Consider the following 20,366-nt stretch of genomic DNA (forward strand, 5'->3'; position numbering starts at 1 on the left):
GAAGCCCGACGATGGCGTCCAGTCCTCCTCTCGCGCCGCTCCGCGGCCGCGTCCCCCGCCCCCGCCGCCGCGACGACGGCGCGATCATGCCCGCCTCCGGCCGCGGCAGCTACTGGTTCTACCTGCTGCCCGGCTTCGTGCTCCTGGCGGCGATCATCCTCGTGCCGCTCGGCTGGAACGTGTACCTGTCGTTCACGAACTACCGCGGGATCCTGCCGCCGCAGTTCACCGGCCTCGACAACTGGCGCCGGCTCATGGCGGACGGCCAGTTCTGGATCTCGTTCCGGAACAGCATCGTGATGATCCTCGCGATGGTGATCGTGCCGACCAGCCTCGGCCTCGTCCTCGCAGCCGCGCTGTTCGACGTCATCGGCAAGAAGTTCGGCGGCAAGCTCGCGAGCTTCCTCCGCGCCACCTACTACCTCCCGCAGATCCTGCCGGCCGTCATCGCCGCGATCGTCATCGGGTGGATCCTCCGCCCGGAGAACGGCGCCCTCAACGCGGTGCTCGGCGCGGTCGGACTCGACGGTCTGCAGCACAACTGGCTCGGCAGCCCGGACACCGCACTGCTCTCGGTCGCGGTCGTGCTCGTGTGGGTGCAGATCGGGTACCCGGTCGTCGTGTTCATGGCCGCCCTGCAGCGCGTCGACCCCGAGCTCTACGAAGCCGCGGAACTCGACGGCGCGAACTGGTTCCAGCGCTTCCGCTCCATCACCGTCCACATCATCCGGCCCGAGATCTTCGTCGTCGTGCTCACCTGCACGATCGCGGCGCTCAAGGTGTTCGGTCCCGTCTACGCCCTCACCGGCGGCGGCCCGGGCAACGCGACCATCGTGCCGAGCTACTACTCGTACAGCCAGTTCTTCCAGGCGCAGCAGGTCGGCTACGGCGCGACCATCGCCACCGCCCTGACGGTCGTCATCGTCATCGTCGCCATCGGGTTCATCGCCGCCCAGAACCGGGCCGAACGCAAGGAGGAGGCACGATGACCGTGTCCGCACCCGACACCAGGGCGACCGTGACCGCGGACGCAGGACGGGCCTCCCGGCCGACGACGAAGCCGCGCAAGCGGCCGGGCGAAGGCGGGGTCAAGCGGCCCGCCGACTGGGTCGTGCTCGCCGGCGGGGTCGTCATCGCGGTGCTCATCGCCGCGCCGTTCCTGCTCATCCTGCTCAACTCATTCAAGACGCCCGCGGACTACGCCGCCGGCGGGCCGCTCGCCTGGCCGTCCCAGCTGTCCTTCGACGGCATCACGACGTTCTGGAACCGGGTCGACTTCCCGCTGAAGCTCTGGAACAGCGTGTTCATCAGCGGCATGGTGGCGCTGCTCGCGGTGCTCATCTCGATCCTCAACGCGTTCGCGATCGGCATCGGCCGGGTCCGCTACCGCACCTGGATCGTGGTGCTGTTCATGCTCGCGAACATGCTGCCGCAGGAGGTGCTGCTCTACCCGCTCTACATGATGTTCAAGGGCATCGGGCTGTACGACAACGTGTGGAGCGTCATCATCGTCTTCACGGTGATCCAGTCCGCGTTCGGCACCTACCTGCTGTCGAGCGTCTACGGCACCTTCCCGAAGGAGATCCTCGAGGCCGCGGCGCTCGACGGCGCGGGTCGCTGGCGGGTGCTCTGGCGGGTCATCGTCCCGATCAGCCGCCCGACCCTGTCGGTCCTGCTCATCTTCTTCTTCATCTGGACGTGGAACGAGTTCCTCATCCCGCTGACCTTCCTGGTCAGCAACGACAACCAGACGGTCCCCGTCGCGATCTCCCTGCTGCAGGGCGACCGGCTCATGGACGTCACGACCACGAGCGCCTCGGCCCTGCTCGGGCTCATCCCCACGCTCGTGTTCTTCCTCATCTTCCAGCGCACGCTCGCGCGCGGCATCACGGCAGGAGCGGTCAAGTAATGAAGTTCACCGACGGGTTCTGGCAGCTCAGGCCCGGAGTCCACCCCGTGTACGCCGCCGAGGCGTACGACATCGACGCACGGCAGTCGCCGGAGGGCGACCGCCTGGTCGTCACGGCGCCGACCAAGGTCATCGCGTCGCGGGGCGACACCCTCAACCGTCCGACCCTCACCGTCTCGCTGTCCAGCCCCATGGAGGGCGTGGTCACCGTCCGCGTCGAGCACCACCGTGGTCGCCGACCCGAGCTGTCGTTCGACCTGGTCGGCCAGGAGGCGGGGCACGGCTCCGTCACGGTCGAGGACGGCGTCGGGACCCTCACCTCCGGCGACCTGTCGGCCGTCGTCACGCCCGGAGCCCCGTGGGACCTCCGGTTCCTGTCCGAGGGGCGGGTGCTGACCGGCTCCGGGCACAAGTCGCTCGGGTACGTCACGCTCGAGCCCGGCGCCGAGGTGTCGCGCGGGGTCGTCGGCAACGCCCGGGTCCAGGGCGCGGACGCCCCCGCCTCGGACACGTTCGTGCACGCGCAGCTCGACCTCGGCGTCGGGGAGCTCGTCTACGGCCTCGGGGAGCGCTTCGGGCCCCTCGTGAAGAACGGGCAGACCGTCGACATCTGGAACGCCGACGGCGGCACGTCGAGCGAACAGGCGTACAAGAACGTGCCGTTCTACCTGACGAACCGCGGGTACGGCGTGCTCGTCGACCACCCCGGGCACGTCTCGTTCGAGGTCGGGTCCGAGACCGTCGAGCGCGTGCAGTTCTCGGTGCCGGGGGAGTCCCTCGTCTTCCACGTCATCGGCGGGGGCAGCCCGGCGGCCGTCCTCGAGCGCTACACCGCGCTCACCGGCCGGCCGGCGCACGTGCCGGCGTGGTCGTACGGCCTGTGGCTGTCGACCTCGTTCACGACCGACTACGACGAGGCGACCGTGAGCTCGTTCGTCGACGAGATGGCCGCGCGCCAGCTGCCCGTCTCGGTGTTCCACTTCGACTGCTTCTGGATGCGCGAGTTCACCTGGTGCGACTTCGAGTGGGACCCCCGGGTGTTCCCGGACCCCACCGGCATGCTCGGACGCCTGCACGACAAGGACCTGCGGGTCTGCGTGTGGATCAACCCGTACATCGGCCAGGCGTCGGCGCTGTTCGACGAGGCGGTCGATGGCGGCTACCTCGTGATGAACCCCGACGGCACCGTCTGGCAGTGGGACCTCTGGCAGGCCGGCATGGGCCTCGTCGACTTCACGAACCCCGAGGCCACCGCCTGGTACCAGTCGAAGCTCCGCGCGCTCGTCGAACAGGGCGTCGACTGCTTCAAGACCGACTTCGGTGAGCGCATCCCCCTGGACGTCGTCTACGCCGACGGCAGCGACCCCGAGCGCATGCACAACCTCTACACGCAGCTGTACAACCAGGCCGTGTTCGAGGTGCTCGAGGAGACCCGCGGGAAGGGCGACGCCGTCCTGTTCGCCCGGTCCGCCACCGCCGGCGGCCAGCAGATGCCGGTGCACTGGGGTGGCGACAACACCTCGTCGTTCCCGTCGATGGCCGAGACGCTCCGCGGTGGGCTCTCGCTCGCACTGTCCGGCTTCGGGTTCTGGTCGCACGACATCGGCGGCTTCGAGGGCACGCCCGACCCGGCCGTGTTCAAGCGCTGGGTCCAGTTCGGACTCCTGTCGTCGCACAGCCGGTTCCACGGCAGCAGCTCGTACCGGGTGCCGTGGGCGTTCGACGAGGAGGCCGTCGACGTCACGCGGATCTTCACCGAGCTGAAGCTCCGGCTGATGCCGTACCTGTACGCGGCCGGGCTCGAGGCGTCGGCGCGGGGCATCCCCGTCATGCGTCCGATGCCCCTGGCGTTCCCGGACGACCCCACCGCGGCGTACTGCGACCGGCAGTACATGCTCGGCGCGGACCTGCTCGTCGCGCCGGTGTTCAGCGCGTCGGGCGAGGTCGAGTACTGGTTGCCCGCGGGGTCGTGGACGAACTGGTTCACCGGCGAGGTCGTCACCGGCGGGGTCTGGCGGCGTGAGCAGCACGGCTTCGACACCCTGCCGCTGTGGGTCCGCGAGGGTGCCGTGCTCCCGCTGTCCACGCGCACCGACCGGCCGGACCACGACTACCACGAGGCGCTCGAGTTCCGGGCGTTCCCGGGCTCCGCGGGTGCCGGCGCCCGGTCGGTCGTGGTGACGGCGCCGGACGGCCGTGCGGTGACGTACGACGTCGCCTACGCCGCCGACGGCACGGTCAGCTCCGTCGGCTGACCCGCGCGGGCCTGGACCCTTCGTCCGCGCTCAGCGACAGTCCTCGTGGCGACCGCCGCGAGGACCGTCGCTGAGCGCGGGTCCGGGGTGACGGGCGCACTACGCTGACGGGACCACGACGGATCGGAGCGGACATGACGGAGGCGAGCACTGCCTCCCGTCCGGTGCGCACCACGGACGTCGTCCGGCGGCGCAACCTCGCCCGGGTCCTCCGGCTCGTGCACGAGGGCGGGCCGATGCCGCGCTCGGCACTGACCCGTGAGACCGGCCTGAACCGGTCGACCGTCGCCGCGCTCGTCGGGGAACTCGTCGAGCTCGGCCTCGTCGTCGAGGGGGACGCGCCGCCCGCGACCGGCGTCGGCCGTCCGAGCGCGACCGTGTCGGCGTCCGCCGAGGTCGTCGCCCTCGCGATCGTCCCCGAGATCGACGCCGTCACGCTGGCCGTGATCGGTCTCGACGGCACCGAGCACGAACGTCGTACCGTCCGGACCTCGACCGTCTCCACCCCGGACGAGGCGCTGACCATCGCCACCGACCTCGTCGCCGGTGCTGCGGGACGGCAACGGGACGCCGGCCGCCGGGTGGTGGGCGTCGCCGTCTCCGTCCCCGGCATCGTGCGCGTCGACGACGGCGTGGTCCGGTACGCACCGCACCTGGCCTGGCGGGACGAGGCCTTCGCCGCCCCGCTGACGGAACGCACCGGGCTGCCGGTCCGGGCTGCGAACGACGCGAACCTCGGTGTCACCGCCGAGTTCCTGTACGGGGCCGGCCGTGGCGCCACCGACGTCGTCTACGTCAACGGCGGCGCGAGCGGCATCGGTGGCGGGATCATCACCGGCGGCCGTCCGCTGACCGGCACCGACGGGTACGCGGGCGAGCTCGGGCACACCTTCGTCGCGGCCAACGGCATCCGTTGCCACTGCGGTGCTGTCGGGTGCCTGGAGACCGAGGCGTCCCAGGCGGCACTGCTCGACGCCGCGGGGCTCGGGATCGACGAGGCCGACCGGCTCGGGGAGGTCCTCGCCGACGGGCCCGGGCCGGAGCTCGGCGCGGTCGTCGAACGGCAGGTCACCGCACTCGCCGTCGCGATCCGCAACGTCGTGCACACGGTCAACCCCGACGTGGTCGTGCTCGGCGGGTTCCTCGGCACGCTCCTGCGCCACGTCGGGACCCGCCTCGAGGACGCCGTGCGGGAGCAGACGATGACGGCGATGGGGGAGGACCTCCGGATCGTGCCCGCCGAACTCGTCGGCAGTGTGCTGTTCCGCGGAGCGGCCGAGCTGGCCTTCGCGGCACTGCTCGCCGACCCGGCGGCCGGCTGAGTCGATCGGCCTGCACGCGACCGCAGTCCCGGCGCGAGCGAGCGCGGCGCCCGCGATCCGCGCGTGGTCGGGTGGACCCGCGGACGCCCGCCGCAGTTCGGGTCAGGGGCGGGCGTCCACGGCCAGCGCGTGCCTCCGGGAGTGGCAGGCGCGAGTCGTCGCTCCGCGAGGTCAGGGTCCCTCGTGTGCCTTCCGGCTGGGCGACTCGGGGAACGCTACGCCGTCCGGCTGGACCGTGCCCAGGGTGCGCCGAGCGGCTCGTCCGGCACCGACGGGCGCGGGGTCAGGCGGACCGGCGGCGCCGCGGGGCAGCGGAGCGTGGAGGTGCCTCGCGCAGTCGCGTCCCGACCTGTCCGAGGATGCGGGCGAGCGACTCGGTGTCCGCCTCGGACAGTGACGCGAAGAGGAGCTCCCGCACGAGTGCGATGTGCCCGGGGAACACGGCGGCGAGGACGTCGCGGCCGGCGTCGGTGATCGACACGACGACCCGGCGTTCGTCCTCGGGGGAGGCAGCCCGCGACACGAGTCCGCGCTGGTCGAGCAACTGCGCCTGGTACGTCAGCCCGCTCCGGCTGTAGACGACGCCGTCGGCGAGGTCGGTCATGCTCCGGCTCCCGCTCGGGGCGTCACCGAGTCGGGCCAGGAGCTGGAACTGCACGTAGCTGAGCGCTCCGACGTCCTTGAGCTGCTTCTCGACCGCGGGGCGGAGCAGCGCGCTGACCTCGGTGAAGGACAGGTAGGCGGACAGCTCCGCGGTGGTCAGTGGGCGTGGGGTCTCCGGCACGATCTCCATCCTACCTGTTGCTTCGAGTTCGAAGCAGTGGTACGTTCTTGGCAAGTGCTTCGAACTCGAAGCAAAAACGAGAGGAAACGACCATGAAGGCCATCCAGTTCTCCGAAGTCGGCGGCCCCGAGGTGCTCCGCACCGTCGACGTCGAGCAGCCCACTCCCGGTGCCGGCGAGGTGCGCGTGCGCGTCGCCGCTTCCGCGTTCAACGCCGCCGACAACGGCATGCGAGCGGGGTTCCTCCCCATCCCGGTCGTCCTGCCGCACGTCCCCGGCTACGACGTCTCCGGCACGGTCGACGCCCTGGGCTCCGGCGTCGACGGGCTCGCCGTCGGTGACGCCGTCATCGGGTTCCTGCCGATGGAGCGCGACGGCGGCGCTGCCGAGTACGTCATCGCACCCGCCGAGGCCCTGGTGCACGCACCGACGAGCATCCCGCTCGAGGACGCCGCGGCGCTGCCGTCCGTGGCACTCACCGCGTGGCAGGCACTCGTCGACGACGGTGGACTCGAAGCCGGGCAGCGCCTGCTCGTCGTCGGAGCCGGTGGCGTCGTCGGGAAGTACGCGGTCCAGCTCGCGAAGCAGTGGGGTGTGCACGTCATCGCGACCGCGAGTCCCCGCAGCGCCGACGCCGTCCGGGCAGCGGGCGCGGACGAGGTCGTCGACCACACGACGACCGACCTCGCCGACGCCGTCACCGGACCGGTCGACGTCCTGCTCAACCTCGCCCCGATCGAGCCCGAGGAGTTCACCCGTCTCGTCACCCTCGTCCGTGACGGTGGCGTGGTCGTGAGCACCACCGCCTGGATGGCCGCTCCCGACGACGCCACCCGCGGGGTCCGCTCCGCCGTCGTGTTCGTGCTGCCGAACCGCGACCGCCTGGCGCGACTGGCCGCGATGGTGGACGACGGCTCGCTCCACGTCGAGGTCACCCGCCGCATCCCGCTCGACGCACTGCCGGCCCTGCACGCGGAGGCGAGCACAGGGCGCATCACCGGCAAGGTGGTCGTCCTGCCCTGAGCCGCACGAGCCCCGGGGTGGTCGTCAGCGTCAGCGGGTCGGCTCCGCCTCCGGCGCGGGCCGGGGTCCGGGTCAGGTCAGCGGCCGCGCCACCACGCGTGGTCGCGGTCCCGCAACGCGACCCGGGCCCGCCGCGCCCACCGACGCGTCGGCGTGGCACGGCGGCCGTTCACCCGGAAGGTGTGGAAGGCACGGCGGGTCCGGAGTGCGGCGGACGCCAGGCTCGAGAACGGCCGCGCGGAGACCCGCACCGTGAGCCTGCGGTCGGCCAGCACCCGCCACGCGGGGTCGAGCTGCATGCTCAGGTCGATGTCGTCGTGCACGTCCGGGTCCTCCCGGTGCACACGGTCGCGGACGGCGAGCCACGCCGAGCGACGGACCGCGGTGGCGGACCCGAAGATCGGCGGGCGGCCGAGTGCGCCGTGCATGAGCACGAAGTACGGCCCCATGTAGAGGACCGGCCAGAGCGCACGCACGACGGGCCCGGCGTCGGAGGGACGGCCGGGACCGGTCACGGCGACGACGTCCGGGTCCTCGAGCAGGCCGAGCGCGGCCGCGATCCAGCCGGGCGGCGGAACCGAGTCGGCGTCGAGACGGACGATGACGTCGCCGCTCGCCGTGTCGTAGCCGACTGATGCCGCGCGGGAGATCCCGGGGACCGGCTCGCTGCGGACCACGGCCCCGGCCGCGCGTGCCACCGCCGCACTGTCGTCCGAGCTGCCGTTGTCCACCACGACGAGCTCGTCCGCGGGATGGGACTGGGCGGCCAGTGCGGCGAGGCATCGCCGCAGGTGCTCGGCGTCGTTCCGCACCGGGATCACGACCGAGACGGAGGGCATGGCCCGAGCCAACCCGGAGGGCACTGGGAAGAACCCGCGATCCAGGCGCGGTCTGGCGTTCTGGGGAGGATCGCGTCCGGGATCCGCGTGGATCGGCGTTCCTGGAGGTCGTCCCAGTGTCCGGCGCGCAGGTTCGGATCCACACGCCGTGGGTGCACCGCCCTCGGTGACGAAGAAGACCGGAAGGCCGACCATGACCACGAACCCACCCGGGAACGACTCCGGGACGCCCATCCACGACGCCACGGCTGCTGCCGAGGGGCACGAGATCCACCCCGGCGTCACGGTTCCGTCCTACGCCAGCGGCACGCCCGTCGAGCGCCCGTCCGGCTTCGACGACCTCGAGCCGCTCGACGCCGTCCCCGCCGACACCCAGCTCACCGCCGGCACCTCCGCCGCGGACAGCCTGACCGCCACGCCGTCCGCCTCGTCGGGTCACGACGACTCGGACTCGAGCGGTGGCAAGGCGAAGGCCCAGGCCGCCAAGGGCGCCGCCTCCGACGTCGCTGGTGACGCCAAGGAGAAGGCCGCGAACGTCGCCGGCACCGCCAAGGAGCAGGCCGCGAACGTCGCCTCCGAGGTGTTCGACCACGCCCGCCAGCTCTTCGGCCAGGCGTCCGGCACCCTGAAGGACCAGGCGGCCGGCCAGCAGCAGCGTGCCGCCGGTGGCCTGCGCACCATCGGTGACCAGCTCGGCAAGATGGCCGAGAACGACGACGAGCAGGGCCTCGCGGCGAAGGTCGTCCGCGACCTCTCCAGCCGTGCCAGCTCGTTCGCCGGCTACCTCGAGGGTCGCGAACCCGGCACGCTCGTCGAGGACGTGAAGTCCTTCGCCGCACGCCGTCCGGGTGCCTTCATCGCGATCGCCGCCGGCGCGGGCATCCTCGCTGGTCGCCTCACCAAGGCGCTCACGACGGAGATCAAGCACGAGAAGGAAGCCGAAGCGCGCAGCGCCGACCTGACCTCCGGCACCGCGGGCTACGACGCCACCCCGACCAGCACCACCGGGTACGACACCACCGGGCTCGGGACCACGGGCACGACCGGCTTCGGTACCACTGGCACGACCGGGACGACCGGGACGGGGCCGCTCGTATGAGCGAAGCCTTCCCCGGCGCGACCGGTGGGACGGTGCCCGGGCAGCCGACGCCCGAGGAGCGCGCCGCGACGACACCCCTCGGCGAGCTCCTCTCCGAAGTGTCGCGTGACCTCTCGACCCTCTTCCGGCAGGAGGTCGCGCTCGCCAAGGCCGAGCTGACCGACTCCGCGAAGAAGGCCGGCAAGGGGGCGGGCATGTTCGGCGGCGCAGGCGTCGCCGGGCTCTTCGCCCTGCTGTTCCTGACCATCGCCGCGTGGTGGGGCCTCGGCTACCTCATCGGCAACGCATGGTCCGCAGTGATCATCGCCGTCATCTACGCGATCGTCGCGGCGGTCCTGGCATCCCGCGGCCGCAAGGAGATCAAGCAGATCAACGGCGCCCCGCAGACGGTCGAGACCGTCAAGGAAGTCCCCGAGACACTCAAGCCCAACACCGGGAGGAACTGATGAGCACCCCAGACGAGATCCGCGCAGACATCGAGCGCACCCGCGGCGCACTCGGCTCGGACGTCGACGCGCTCGCCGACAAGGTGAGCCCGTCGCAGATCGCCCACCGCCAGACCGAGAAGGTCAAGGGCAAGTTCCAGGACGTCCGTGAGTCGGTCATGGGTGCTGCCGGCAGCGCTCGCGACTCCGTGATGGGCGCTGCCGACTCGGCTCGCTCCAGCGTCTCGGGCTCCGGCTCGAACGCCGCCGGGACCGTCAAGGACACCGCCTCGCGCGGCGTCGAGAAGGCGAAGGGCAACCCGCTCGCCGTCGGCCTCATCGCCTTCGGTGTCGGCTGGCTCGCGTCGTCGCTCCTGCCGTCCTCCACCAAGGAGGAGGAGCTCGCCGGTGAGCTGAAGGACAAGGCAGCGCCGCTCGTCGACAAGGCGAAGGAGCAGGCCAAGGAAGCCAGCGCCCCGCTCGTCGACGCCGCCAAGGAGCACGCGCAGGACCTCAAGGGCACCGCGCAGGACGCGGCCCAGACGGTCAAGGACGAGGCGCAGGGCGCCGCGGCCGACGTCAAGGACAACGCGCAGTCGTCCGCGGACGACGTCCGCAACGCCTGACGGACATAGTTCCAGACGGGAGGCCCGGTACCAGCTGGTACCGGGCCTCCCGTCCGTCCCGGGGTGGTTCCGCGACGGAACGTCCGCCGTCCGCGGACCTGTGGCAGCGGTCGCCGATCGGAGAGCAGGGTGGGACCATGCCCGATGCACCCACCACCGCCGTCCTCTTCGACATCGACGGGACCCTCGCCGACTCGAACTACGCCCACATCGACGCCTGGTGGCGGGCCTTCCGTGCCGCGGGGGAGTCGGTGGACGCGTGGCGCATCCACCGGGCGATCGGGATGGACTCGTCGAAGTTGCTCGAGGAACTCCTGCCCGACGCCTCCGACGAGGTTCGTGACACGGCTAAGCAGTTCCACACCGCGTTCTACTCCGAGCACATGCCGCAACTCCGCCTGCTGCCCGGGTCCCGCGAACTGCTCGAGGCCGTCGCCGCGCGCGGGCACGCCGTGGTCCTCGCGACGAGCGCGCCGCAGAACGAACTCGACCGTCTGCTCGAACTCCTCGACGCGGACGAGTGGGTCACGGCGGTGACGGGCGGTGAGGACGTCGAGCAGGCGAAGCCGGCCCCGGACATCATCGGGGTGGCACTCGAGAAGGTCGGCGTCGACGCCGGGTCCGCCGTCATGGTCGGCGACGCCATGTGGGACGTCGAGTCCTCCGGCCGCGTGGGGGTCACGTGCGTCGGGGTGATGACCGGCGGCATCGGTGGCGACGAGCTCCGGGGAGCCGGGGCGGCCGCCGTGTACGACGACCCGGCCGCGCTGCTGGCGGACCTGGACGACAGCCCGATCGGCTCGCTCGGTCGCCACGCGTGACGCGCGTGCCGGAGCGTGCTCCGGCGCACCGGCCACCGTGTCAGGATGGACGATCGTGATCACCATCGAACGCGTGCCCTGGGAAGACCCGCGCGGAGTCGCACTCCGCGCGACCATGGACGAGGAGATGCACGAGCGCTACGGCGACTCGAACCCCGGTGAGGCCCCCGAGGTCACGGCCGAGCGGAACCGCGTGCTCTCCGTGGACCCGACGACGGTCGTCACCTCCCTGCTCGCGATCGACGAGGACGGCTCCGTGCTCGGGCACATCGCGGTGCGTCGGCTCGGGGACGAGATCGAGTTGAAGCGCCTCATCGTGTTGGCTGCCGCGCGGGGCAAGGGAGCGGCGACCGCGCTGCTCGACGAGTGCGCGCGGGTCGGGCGAGAGCAGGGGGCCGAGCGTCTGATCCTGCAGACCGGCGACAAGCAGCCCGAAGCCGTGGCGCTGTACGAGAAGACCGGGTGGCAGCGCATCGACGTGTACGAGCCGTACGCCGAGACCATGCCGTGGTCGTACTGCTTCGCGAAGGCGCTCTGACCCTCCCCCATCCGGGTCCCCGCTGTTCGGTCGCCGGTGTTCTGGAACCTGCTGCCGTTCATCACCGTGGCGTTCGTGCTCGCGCTCTTCATCCCGCAGATGCGGCTCGCCGATGTCGCCGGTCCCGACGGCCAGCCGGGACCGGTAGCCGCACCGCGAGGCGCCCCTGCGGACGCGGTCCGGGCCTCCCGGCGTCCCGGCCCGGTCGCTCCCGCTAGCGTGGGCGCATGCGCGTCGGAGTCCTCGACATCGGTTCGAACACCGGTCACCTGCTCGTCGTCGATGCCCACGGAGGAGCCGCGCCGCTGCCGGCGTCGTCGTTCAAGCAGGCGCTCCGGCTCGCGGAGCACCTCGACGACCGCGGCGCGGTGACACAGGTCGGGATCGACGCGCTCACCGACTTCGTGTCGCAGTCCGTCCGCGTGGCCGAGGACCGCGGGTGCGAGGAGATGCTCGGCTTCGCGACATCGGCGGTGCGTGACGCGGTCAACTCCGAAGCCGTCCTGGCCCACGTCCAGGAGCAGACCGGCGTCGAGCTGGCGGTCCTGTCCGGGTCCGACGAGGCCCGGCTGACGTTCCTCGCCGTCCGGCGCTGGTTCGGCTGGTCCGCCGGGCGCCTGGCGGTGTTCGACATCGGCGGTGGGTCGCTCGAGATCGCCGGCGGTGCCGACGAGGCCCCTGACGTGGCGTGGTCGATGCCGATCGGGGCCGCCCGCCTCGCGCGCTCGTTCTCCACCGCGGGGACGCCCACGGACGACGACGTGCGGCGCATCCGACACGAGATCCGCGTCGAGATCGCCCGTGACGCCGGTCGGCTGCTCCGTGCCGGGGCACCGGACCGGGCCGTCGCGACCTCGAAGACCTTCCGCTCGATCGCCCGGATCTGCGGCGCTGCCCCGTCGGCCGCGGGCGCCCTCGTCCCGCGGGTGCTCGACGGCGCGGTGCTGCGCGAGCGGCTGCCCGCGCTGCTGACGATGACGGTCGAGGAGCTCGCCGCGCTGCCGGGCGTCTCCCCGAGTCGAGCGCACCAGGTCGTCGCCGGTGCGCTCGTCGCCGAGGCGTGCCTGGACATCTTCGACCTCGCGTCGCTCGAGATCTGCCCGTGGGCACTCCGCGAGGGCGTCATCCTCGAACGGCTCGACCAGCTGTCCGTCCTCGGCTAGCCCCTCCCCACGAGCTGCGGGAGCGTCACCTGCGGGGCGGAGCCAGCAGCCAGGGGCGGATGAGCTTCGTCACGAACGGCAGCACCCAGAACGTCATGATCGGCGTGAGCACGAGCGTCGTGATGAGCACGCGGGGCAGCGCCGACAGGCCCGCGAAGGACGGCAGCAGCCACCCGACCAGGACCGTGAAGACCAGGTTCACCGGGAAGAACCCGAGCCAGATGCTCACCGCCTGCTTCCAGCGCGGGGGAGCGGTCGAGGCCGGGGCGTCCTGCGGCACGTCGAACCACCCCTCGATGCCGGTGCGCTTCTCGACCCGCGACTCGACCACCAGGTCACGGCCGAGGTCGAGCCACCGCAGGCGGTCGTCCGAGTTCTCCCACGTCGTCAACGAGTCGTGGTCGGCGAACCGGTAGAGCATGTGCCACTCGCGGGACTGCGCCGTCGACCGCACCCATCCCGAGCCGAGGAACCCCGGGTAGCGGTTGGCGAGGTTCACGCCGGACTGCACCCAGCGGGTGACCTCCGGGATGCGGTCGGGTTCGACGAGGCGGGTGATGGACACGGTGACGGGCGGGCCGGCGGTCTCGGGTGACGACGGGGAGAGGCTCCCTGGCTCTTGTGGAGTCATCCGACCAGTGTCCCGGACGCGTGTTCCGCGCAGGTGACACGGCAGCGGGGCACCGCCCTCGACGGACGGTGCCCCGCTGCTCACACGGGCTGGTGATGGATCACTTCCGGGTGGTCACCGACACCTTCGTGACGGAGCTGATCGCCTTGCCGGACCCGTTCGTGAAGACGGCTCGGTACTGCTTCCCGTCCGTCGCTGCGGCGGCGGTGAACGTCCAACTCGTCTTCGTGGCACCCGAGGCCGTGGTCCAGCTCTTCCCGCCGTCGCTGCTGCGCTGCCACCGGACGATCGGTGTCGGCGAACCGGAGGCGGTCGCCGTGAGCGTGACCTTCGTGCCCACGGTGACGGAGACCTTCGCGACCGGCTGCTTCGTGACGACCGGAGCGGCCTTCGGTGCCGTGACGGTCTTCGTCTTGGCCGGGCTGGTGTTGCCCGCCACGTCGACCGCCCGGTACCGCACGGCCTTCGGCGTGTCGGCGATCGCGACCGGTCCCGTGTACGTCTTCCAGGTGGTCCCGTCGAGCGAGTACTGGATTGCGTCGACGCCGGAGAGCGCGTCGGTGGCGGTCAGGGTCAGCTTGCCCGTCGTGGAGCTGGTGACCCGGGCGACCGGGTCGGTCGTGTCGATGCGCACCGTCTGCTCGAGGAGCGTCGAGATCGACCCGTCCGCGCCCACCGCGAGGGCTCGGAGCTGGTGCTCGCCCTCGTCGGAGATCGCCACGGGGTCGGTCGCCGGCAGGAGTTCGCCGGAGTCCACGGACAGGTAGAGCCGCGCGTCGTCGTCCGTCGACGTGACCCGGACCTCGACCGGTGCGTCCGTCCAGCCCGCGGCGTTCGCCGACGGTGAGGCAGTGATCGCGACCGACGGCCCGTCGCCCGTCTGGTTCGTCAGGACACGACCCTTCGTGACCGTCTGGTAGCTGGTCAGGTCGGAGAACTGCGCCGTGTACGGCTCGACGGTGATGCCCGCCACGCCCTTCTGGCCGGCGAGCTGCTGGAAGCCGGCGGTCTGGGACGCGGTCGTGAGGATCCGGCTCGCGCTGCGCTGCAGGTCACCCAGGCGCAGGTTGTAGCCGGTGGCGGGGTAGGAGCCGCGGATTGTCACCGTGTAGGCGACGACCGGCGACGCGGGGTCGGCCGGGTCCTGACGTCGGACGTCGGACACGGTGATCCCGGCCTTCTGCGCCGCAGTGAGCGCGGTGCCCGAGAGCAGTGCGGTCACGTCGGCGTAGGCGGCCTGGACGGAGGCGTAGCGCGCGTTGCCGGCGTACGTCTCGTTGTTGATCGCATCCCGCGTCGTGGTGCCGGAGAGCGGCGCCTTCGACAGGTCGGTCGTCGCGTCGACCGTCGTCGACAGCGTCTCGGTCCCGGTGGCCGACGGCACGAGGCCGCCGAACTGCCAGGAGTACGAGGTGCGGGTCGGCGTGACCGTCCGGTTGTAGGCCGGGAGGCCCGACACGTCGATCGTCGGGTCGACCTTCTTCAGGGCGTTCAGCACCTCGTTCGGGTTGCCGCCCGGCTCGATGAGGTCGTTGCCCGCGTACATGACGCCCGTCGCGCCGGTGCGCGGACCGGCCCCCCAGTCGGTCATGACCGTGCCGGCGAAACCCCATTCGCCGCGGAGCACGTCCGTGTTCAGGTCGTAGCTGCCGGACGCGTACGTGCCGTTGACCTTGTTGTACGACGTCATCACCGACATCGGCTGCGCGCTCTTCACGGCGATCTCGAACCCGCGCAGGTAGATCTCGCGGCTCGCACGCTCGCTGATCACGTCGTTCGACGTGGTGCGAGCGGTCTCCTGGTTGTTCCCGTAGAAGTGCTTGATCGTGACGCCGACGCCCGGGATGCTCTGGACGCCCTTCGTGGTCGCCGCGGCGATGAGCCCGGTGAGCAGCGGGTCCTCCGAGTAGTACTCGAAGTTGCGGCCGTTGAGCGGGTCGCGGTGGATGTTCATGCCCGGTGCGAGCCACAGCGAGACGCCGTACTCCGACATCTCCTGGCCGACGGCCTCACCCACGCGCTGGACGAGCTCGGGGTCCCACGTCTGCGCGAGCAGCGTGCCGATCGGCCAGGCCGTCCCGAACTGGTAGGTCGCCGGGTTGGAGGCGATCTTCTGCGTGATGCGCAGACCGGCGGGACCGTCGGCGAGGGTCATGCCCGGCAGGCCGAGGTCCTCGTACTTGGCGGTCGTGTACCCGGCGGCGCCGACGGCGGTCGCGGTCGTCCCGGCGGCGCTGGCGCCCTCGACGATGTTCGCGAGCTGCGTGGCGCTCAGCCCCGCGACGAACTGCTCCATCGAGATCTTGCCGGTCTTGACGTCGAACAGGGTCGAGCCCGGGACGACGGTGACGCCCTCGGTCTCCTCTCCGGTCTTCGCCTGGTACGGCGCGCCGGTGCCCTCCCAGTTCGTGCTGGCCGCGTCGACGTACGCGGTGACCGAGGCGATCGTGTCGCGGTCGAGCGCGTAGTACGGCGAGTCGGTGCCGACGGGGACGTCCTGCTCCTCCTTCGAGGAGTGGTCCGGCGCGGCGAAGCCCGTCGTGTCGAGGGGCAGGACCGGTGCGTCGGCGAGCTGGCGCTCCTCGTCCGGGTAGGTGAAGAAGTCGGCCGGGTCGCTGGTGCGCTCGGTGGCCGGGGCCTGGTCGTCGAGCTGGTTCGACAGCTGCTCGACGGTCGTGGTCGCGCCGAGGCGGAGCTTCGCGGCGACGGTCGTGTTGCGCGACGAGTCACCGACGCGGATCACGTAGTCGCCGGCCTCCATCACGTTCGTGGCCTTTTCCTGGTCGTACGACGCCATGTCGGTGGTGTTGTACCGGATGGTGACGGTCTGCGAGGCGCCGGGGGCGAGGCTGTCGGTCTTCGCCGAGCCCGCGAGCTGCTGGTACGGCTTGTCGAGTCCGGTCTGCGGGGCCGAGAAGTACGTCTGGACGACGTCCTTGCCCGACGCCTCCGTCCCGACGTTCGTCACGCGTGCCTTGACCGTCACGGACGACATGTCCGCCGTGACGCCGAGCGGCTCCACCTGGAACTGCGTGTACGACAGACCGAAGCCGAAGGGGTAGTCGACGACGCTCGCCGGGTCGGCGCGGTTGATCGACCCGTACATCGAGTCGAAGTACCGGTACCCGACGTAGATGCCCTCGGTGTACTGCTCCTCGGCGCTGTTGCCGTCGTTGTTCGCGAACGACCCGGAGGCCGGGTAGTACGAGTACTTCGACGCCCAGGTGTCGGTGAGCTTGCCCGAGGGGGTGACGGTGCCGTTGAGCACCTCGGTCAGTGCCGTGCCGCCCTCCTGCCCGGCCTGGCTCATGAGGAGCATCGAGTCGAGCGGCTTCCCGCCGTCCGGGTCGACGGCCGCCGCGTTGATCTGGTCGAAGAACGCCGTGTCGACGACCCCGCCGACGTTGAGGACCACCACGACCTTGCCGTAGGTCTGTCCGATGAGTTGGAGGTCGTCCTTCTCGAGGTCGGTCAGCTGGTAGTCGCCGGCGCCGGACGACCGGTCCGCACCCTCACCGGAGTTGCGGGACAGCACGTAGAGCGCGGTGTCGGTCGGTGCTGTCGGCTGCACGGTGGTGCGGGTGAGGCGCTGCTCGACGGACGAGTAGTCGATGGTGGGGCCGAAGATCCCGCCGCCGCTGGTGTTGCCGTACTTCGCGTCGAACGCCGTCTTCACCGCGTCCGAGTACGCCCGGTCGGTGGTGATCTGGTAGCCCGCGTTCTCGAGGCCCTGACGCACGGAGACCGACGAGCGGTTGTTCACCGCGCCCGAGCCGGTGCCGCCCTTGACGGTCGCGTAGGCGCCGACGCCGTAGACGGCCACCGTCCCGCTGCTCGCCATCGGCAGCGCCGAGTCGTTGTTCTCGAGCAGGACCATGCCCTGGGTCGCCGCTTCCTTGCTCAGCGCGGCGTTCGCCTTCTCGAGGGGCCCGGGGTTCGGGTTGGTGGTGGCCGCTTGCGCGAGCCCGGTCCCGGCGACGACGAGCGCCCCCGTGACCCCGGCCGCGAGGGCGGCCTTCGCGGCGACCACGAGGGGCCGCCTGTTCTCCACATGCATCGAGTTGTCCTCCCTGACAACGTCGGACGCGTCGGCGTCGACCCGCGCCGCGTCCCTGCGTCTCAGGTCGTCCCGACCGACGCGAGGGGTCTGACGGAACAATCCCGGACGCTATTCGGCTTTGGAGGGGACTGTCAATGCACAAATGTGCGGGGCCGTCATGTTTTTCGGCCGCCTCCAGACTGAAGGCCGACGGCGAGTCGCTTCACCATCGGGCCATGACGGTCAACGGTGTCGGGCGTCGCTCCGCGACCGCACGCGGGACGAGGTCCTCGCCGCGGTGCGCGCCGGGGGAGGCTCGACTCGCGCCGAGCTCGCCGAGCTCGCCGCGCTCGCCGAGCTCGCCGGGGTCCGCCGCTCGGCGCAGCCGGCGATCGCCCGGGCGGTCCAGGTCCGGCCGGCAGCGCTCGGGTCCGACTCCGAGCTCGTCGGGGCGCTCGACCTCGCGGCGGCGTGTCAGCCCGCCTGATCATCCTCTCCACACCGGTCCACTGAAGTACTGGAACATCAGTAGAGTGGAGCGATGACCCTCACCATGCTCGCGACCGTTCCGCTCCTGCTCATCACGACTGCGCTCCCGTCCGGAGCCGTGCCGTCCACCGAGGCGGCACCTCCCACCACGTCTGCCGGCGTCGTCAGTGCGCTCGAGCAGATCGGGCGCACCCAGACCGCGTCGGACATCAGCGCCGTGCGTGCTGCGGGCGGCGCCGTTCTGCTGACCGACCCGGACACGAGCGAGGTGGTCGCGGCCGTGTCGGCTGAGACGCCCCTCGGGCGCGCGCTGAACCCCGTCACGCCGGGCTGCTCCACGACGTCGCTCTGCATGCGGTCCGCTGCGAACGTGCCCTACGGCTACAGCGGAGCGGGGACGCGCACCGGGACCTGGAAGAACATCGCGCAGATGGCGCCCGGCGACCGTCGCTCGCGGTTCGAGTGGACCTCAGGGGGTCTGACGCTCGCGCCCGGGGAGACGAACATCTTCGGTCGCCCGGTCACGATGAAGAAGATCAGTCGCTGATCGTCCGCCGTCTCCCGCGGCGGAGCAGCCGGTCTGTGCCGCGGGAGGTCGAGCCGGGGCGCGACGTGGTTCGATCCAGACCATGAGCACCACCGACCGTGACGTCCACCGCACCGAGCGGGGACGGAACGAGACCCCCGCAGAGCGCTGGGACCGCAACTGGTCCGACATCCAGCAGGAGCTGCGCATCGTCCAGACCGGAACGCAGATCCTCGCCGGGTTCCTGCTGACGCTGCCGTTCCAGCAGCGCTTCGCGTCCCTCACCGCGCTGCAGGAGACGGTCTACCTCGTGCTCGTCGTGCTCGCCGTCGTCGTCACCGTGGTCGCGCTGTCCGCGGTCGCGACGCACCGCCTGGTGTTCCGGCAGCGGCAGAAGCACGACCTGGTCCGGGTGGGCAACGTCATCCTGCTCACGGCCCTCATCGCGAGCGCACTGCTGTTCGCCGGCACGGTGCTGTTCGTGTTCGACGTGGTGCTCGGGGACCGCGGGGGCGTGGTCGCCGGCGTCGTCGTCTTCGTGGGGACCGCCGCGCTGTGGACGACGCTGCCGACGGTGCTGCGCCGCACCTCGCGCGACGTCGAGGAGTGAGCGCGCGGCGGGGCTAGCTCGCCTTCTGCTTCGCGGCCGGTGCCTTGACCGGGGTCTTCTTCGTCGACGTCTTCTCGGCAGGGGCCTTCGCTGCCGGCGCTCCGTCCGCCGACGCCTTGCTCGCTGACGCCTTGCTCGTCGACGACCCGCCCGCCGAGGCCTTCGCGGCCGGGGTCTTGCGCGTCGACCTCTTCGCCGCCGGTGTCCGCTTCGCAGGCGCCTCCTCAGCGGCCGCATCGTCGTCTGACGTCGACTCGCCGGAGCCACCGCCCTGCTTCCGCGATCGCCCCGCCGGACGCGCCCCCGAGCCTCCCGACCGGTTCTTGTCCACGGACGCGCGCAGCGCCGCCATCAGGTCGATGACGTCCCCACCGGTGTCGTCGTCGTCAGCCGCGTCCTTGCCGAACGTCTCCGCGGTGTCGACGTCGTCACCGGACTCCAGCTTCGCGTCGATGAGCTGCTGCAGCTCCTCCTGGTACTCGTCCGTGTACCGGTCCGGGTCGAAGTCGGTCGACATGCTCTCGACGAGCGAGGACGACATCTTCAGCTCGTTCGCGCTGACCTTCACCGAGGTGTCGAGGGCCGTGAAGTCCGCCGCACGGACCTCGTCGCCCCACAGGAGCCCCTGGAGCAGCAGCACGTCGTCGTGCACGCGGAGCACCCCGAGCCGGGTCTTCTGACGGAGGGTGAACTGCACGATCGCCAGGCGGTCGGTCTGCTCGAGGGTCTTGCGGAGGAGCACGTACGCCTTCGGGGAGCGCGAGTCCGGCTCGAGGTAGTACGTCTTCTCGAACATCATCGGGTCGACCTGGTCGACGGGCACGAACTCGAGGACCTCGATCTCGTGCGACTGCTCCTGCGGCAGCTGCTTGAAGTCGTCGGAGGTGAGGACCACGGTCTTCTCGCCGTCGTCGTACGCCTTCTGGATGTCGCCGTACTCGACCTCGTGGCCGAGCTCGCAGACGCGCTTGTACCGGATGCGGGCCTTGTCCTCGTCGTGGATCTGGTGCAGCGAGACGTCGTGCGTCTCGGTCGCCGCGTACACCTTGATCGGCACGTTGACGAGCCCGAACGCGATGGAGCCCTTCCAGATCGACCTCATGCGCTCATGATGCCCGGATGCATGCGGATCGGCGCTCAGTTCCGAGCGGATCGGCAGGTGCGGCGGGCGGCCGCTCGCCCTCCACAGCCGGGAGGCGCGGCTCGCGTTCTCCACGGAGGTCGCCGCTCCTGTGTCGCCGGCCCGGTTCCGCGAGCACGATGGGGCC

At 71.2% G+C, this 20,366-nt stretch carries 19 protein-coding genes; 14 read left to right on the forward strand and 5 right to left on the reverse strand.

What is annotated here, in order from left to right; translation table 11 throughout:
* Positions 1-86: 86 nt before the first annotated feature.
* From DEJ16_RS07385 to DEJ16_RS07400, 4 genes are all read left to right on the forward strand, one after another.
* Entirely contained in the window at positions 87-989 is a 903-nt protein-coding gene (locus DEJ16_RS07385; RefSeq protein ID WP_110891462.1) for a carbohydrate ABC transporter permease, read from the forward strand.
* Positions 986-1,909 carry a carbohydrate ABC transporter permease gene (locus tag DEJ16_RS07390; RefSeq protein WP_110825558.1) on the forward strand — a complete coding sequence of 308 codons (924 nt, stop codon included), beginning with the start codon at positions 986-988 and terminating at the stop codon, positions 1,907-1,909. Before DEJ16_RS07385 ends, DEJ16_RS07390 begins: the two co-directional genes overlap by 4 nt.
* Positions 1,909-4,164, forward strand: coding sequence for an alpha-xylosidase (gene yicI / locus DEJ16_RS07395; protein ID WP_110825557.1), 2,256 nt, complete (start codon positions 1,909-1,911; stop codon positions 4,162-4,164). The genes DEJ16_RS07390 and yicI overlap by 1 nt, the downstream gene beginning before the upstream one ends.
* 134 nt (positions 4,165-4,298) lie before the next feature.
* Positions 4,299-5,486, forward strand: a complete 1,188-nt coding sequence (locus tag DEJ16_RS07400) for an ROK family transcriptional regulator (protein ID WP_110825556.1) — start codon at positions 4,299-4,301, stop codon at positions 5,484-5,486.
* Positions 5,487-5,769: 283 nt separating this feature from the next.
* Here DEJ16_RS07400 and DEJ16_RS07405 read toward each other — a convergent pair whose 3' ends face one another.
* On the reverse strand, positions 5,770-6,279 hold the full coding sequence (locus DEJ16_RS07405; protein ID WP_110825555.1) for a MarR family winged helix-turn-helix transcriptional regulator: 510 nt from the start codon (positions 6,277-6,279) through the stop codon (positions 5,770-5,772).
* An 83-nt stretch (positions 6,280-6,362) separates the two neighbouring features.
* Here DEJ16_RS07405 and DEJ16_RS07410 point away from each other — a divergent pair, with 83 nt between their 5' ends.
* Positions 6,363-7,292, forward strand: a complete 930-nt coding sequence (locus DEJ16_RS07410; protein ID WP_110825554.1) for an NADP-dependent oxidoreductase — start codon at positions 6,363-6,365, stop codon at positions 7,290-7,292.
* A 77-nt stretch (positions 7,293-7,369) separates the two neighbouring features.
* On the opposite strand, the gene DEJ16_RS07415 is transcribed toward DEJ16_RS07410, so the two are convergent.
* Positions 7,370-8,131, reverse strand: a complete 762-nt coding sequence (locus DEJ16_RS07415) for a glycosyltransferase family 2 protein (RefSeq protein ID WP_110825553.1) — start codon at positions 8,129-8,131, stop codon at positions 7,370-7,372.
* A gap of 193 nt (positions 8,132-8,324) precedes the next feature.
* Here DEJ16_RS07415 and DEJ16_RS07420 point away from each other — a divergent pair, with 193 nt between their 5' ends.
* The 6 genes from DEJ16_RS07420 to DEJ16_RS07445 all read left to right on the forward strand — a co-directional run bounded on the left by DEJ16_RS07420 (position 8,325) and on the right by DEJ16_RS07445 (position 12,803).
* Complete coding sequence (locus DEJ16_RS07420) at positions 8,325-9,230, forward strand: hypothetical protein (RefSeq protein ID WP_110825552.1); 906 nt, start codon at positions 8,325-8,327, stop codon at positions 9,228-9,230.
* The gene (locus DEJ16_RS07425) at positions 9,227-9,676 is read left to right on the forward strand and encodes a phage holin family protein (RefSeq protein WP_110825551.1); all 450 of its coding nucleotides are present in this window, start codon (positions 9,227-9,229) and stop codon (positions 9,674-9,676) included. Before DEJ16_RS07420 ends, DEJ16_RS07425 begins: the two co-directional genes overlap by 4 nt.
* Positions 9,676-10,281 carry a DUF3618 domain-containing protein gene (locus DEJ16_RS07430; RefSeq protein WP_309146397.1) on the forward strand — a complete coding sequence of 202 codons (606 nt, stop codon included), beginning with the start codon at positions 9,676-9,678 and terminating at the stop codon, positions 10,279-10,281. Before DEJ16_RS07425 ends, DEJ16_RS07430 begins: the two co-directional genes overlap by 1 nt.
* Before the next feature lie 137 nt (positions 10,282-10,418).
* Positions 10,419-11,102 carry an HAD family hydrolase gene (locus DEJ16_RS07435; protein ID WP_110825550.1) on the forward strand — a complete coding sequence of 228 codons (684 nt, stop codon included), beginning with the start codon at positions 10,419-10,421 and terminating at the stop codon, positions 11,100-11,102.
* Positions 11,103-11,157: 55 nt separating this feature from the next.
* Positions 11,158-11,640, forward strand: coding sequence for a GNAT family N-acetyltransferase (locus DEJ16_RS07440; RefSeq protein WP_258365860.1), 483 nt, complete (start codon positions 11,158-11,160; stop codon positions 11,638-11,640).
* Positions 11,641-11,867: 227 nt separating this feature from the next.
* The gene (locus DEJ16_RS07445; protein ID WP_110825549.1) at positions 11,868-12,803 is read left to right on the forward strand and encodes a Ppx/GppA phosphatase family protein; all 936 of its coding nucleotides are present in this window, start codon (positions 11,868-11,870) and stop codon (positions 12,801-12,803) included.
* A 25-nt stretch (positions 12,804-12,828) separates the two neighbouring features.
* Here the strand turns inward: DEJ16_RS07445 and DEJ16_RS07450 are convergent, their stop codons facing one another.
* Positions 12,829-13,434 (reverse strand): antibiotic biosynthesis monooxygenase, encoded by a 606-nt coding sequence (locus DEJ16_RS07450; RefSeq protein WP_110825548.1) that lies wholly within the window; start codon positions 13,432-13,434, stop codon positions 12,829-12,831.
* 100 nt (positions 13,435-13,534) lie between these two features.
* On the reverse strand, positions 13,535-17,491 hold the full coding sequence (locus tag DEJ16_RS07455) for a glycoside hydrolase family 3 N-terminal domain-containing protein (RefSeq protein WP_146232843.1): 3,957 nt from the start codon (positions 17,489-17,491) through the stop codon (positions 13,535-13,537).
* 280 nt (positions 17,492-17,771) lie between these two features.
* Between DEJ16_RS07455 and DEJ16_RS07460 the strand changes: the two genes are divergently transcribed.
* The 3 genes from DEJ16_RS07460 (at position 17,772) to DEJ16_RS07470 (ending at position 19,098) form a co-directional block, all read left to right on the forward strand.
* Entirely contained in the window at positions 17,772-17,960 is a 189-nt protein-coding gene (locus DEJ16_RS07460; protein ID WP_110825546.1) for a hypothetical protein, read from the forward strand.
* A gap of 54 nt (positions 17,961-18,014) precedes the next feature.
* Entirely contained in the window at positions 18,015-18,509 is a 495-nt protein-coding gene (locus tag DEJ16_RS07465; protein WP_110825545.1) for a hypothetical protein, read from the forward strand.
* A gap of 82 nt (positions 18,510-18,591) precedes the next feature.
* The gene (locus DEJ16_RS07470) at positions 18,592-19,098 is read left to right on the forward strand and encodes a DUF6328 family protein (protein ID WP_110825544.1); all 507 of its coding nucleotides are present in this window, start codon (positions 18,592-18,594) and stop codon (positions 19,096-19,098) included.
* A 13-nt stretch (positions 19,099-19,111) separates the two neighbouring features.
* On the opposite strand, the gene DEJ16_RS07475 is transcribed toward DEJ16_RS07470, so the two are convergent.
* Positions 19,112-20,200: a Ku protein gene (locus tag DEJ16_RS07475; protein ID WP_110825543.1), complete on the reverse strand. Its 1,089-nt coding sequence runs from the start codon at positions 20,198-20,200 to the stop codon at positions 19,112-19,114.
* Positions 20,201-20,366: the final 166 nt, after the last annotated feature.

Origin of the sequence: Curtobacterium sp. MCJR17_055 (assembly GCF_003224335.1) — a bacterium.
Taxonomy (GTDB): domain Bacteria; phylum Actinomycetota; class Actinomycetes; order Actinomycetales; family Microbacteriaceae; genus Curtobacterium.

Coding starts and splice junctions, on each gene's coding strand:
- DEJ16_RS07385 (WP_110891462.1), top strand. CDS start 87: ATGCCCGCCTCCGGCCGCGGCAGCTACTGGTTCTACCTGCTGCCCGGC.
- DEJ16_RS07390 (WP_110825558.1), top strand. CDS start 986: ATGACCGTGTCCGCACCCGACACCAGGGCGACCGTGACCGCGGACGCA.
- yicI (WP_110825557.1), top strand. CDS start 1,909: ATGAAGTTCACCGACGGGTTCTGGCAGCTCAGGCCCGGAGTCCACCCC.
- DEJ16_RS07400 (WP_110825556.1), top strand. CDS start 4,299: ATGACGGAGGCGAGCACTGCCTCCCGTCCGGTGCGCACCACGGACGTC.
- DEJ16_RS07405 (WP_110825555.1), bottom strand. CDS start 6,279: ATGGAGATCGTGCCGGAGACCCCACGCCCACTGACCACCGCGGAGCTG.
- DEJ16_RS07410 (WP_110825554.1), top strand. CDS start 6,363: ATGAAGGCCATCCAGTTCTCCGAAGTCGGCGGCCCCGAGGTGCTCCGC.
- DEJ16_RS07415 (WP_110825553.1), bottom strand. CDS start 8,131: ATGCCCTCCGTCTCGGTCGTGATCCCGGTGCGGAACGACGCCGAGCAC.
- DEJ16_RS07420 (WP_110825552.1), top strand. CDS start 8,325: ATGACCACGAACCCACCCGGGAACGACTCCGGGACGCCCATCCACGAC.
- DEJ16_RS07425 (WP_110825551.1), top strand. CDS start 9,227: ATGAGCGAAGCCTTCCCCGGCGCGACCGGTGGGACGGTGCCCGGGCAG.
- DEJ16_RS07430 (WP_309146397.1), top strand. CDS start 9,676: ATGAGCACCCCAGACGAGATCCGCGCAGACATCGAGCGCACCCGCGGC.
- DEJ16_RS07435 (WP_110825550.1), top strand. CDS start 10,419: ATGCCCGATGCACCCACCACCGCCGTCCTCTTCGACATCGACGGGACC.
- DEJ16_RS07445 (WP_110825549.1), top strand. CDS start 11,868: ATGCGCGTCGGAGTCCTCGACATCGGTTCGAACACCGGTCACCTGCTC.
- DEJ16_RS07450 (WP_110825548.1), bottom strand. CDS start 13,434: ATGACTCCACAAGAGCCAGGGAGCCTCTCCCCGTCGTCACCCGAGACC.
- DEJ16_RS07455 (WP_146232843.1), bottom strand. CDS start 17,491: ATGCATGTGGAGAACAGGCGGCCCCTCGTGGTCGCCGCGAAGGCCGCC.
- DEJ16_RS07465 (WP_110825545.1), top strand. CDS start 18,015: ATGACCCTCACCATGCTCGCGACCGTTCCGCTCCTGCTCATCACGACT.
- DEJ16_RS07470 (WP_110825544.1), top strand. CDS start 18,592: ATGAGCACCACCGACCGTGACGTCCACCGCACCGAGCGGGGACGGAAC.
- DEJ16_RS07475 (WP_110825543.1), bottom strand. CDS start 20,200: ATGAGGTCGATCTGGAAGGGCTCCATCGCGTTCGGGCTCGTCAACGTG.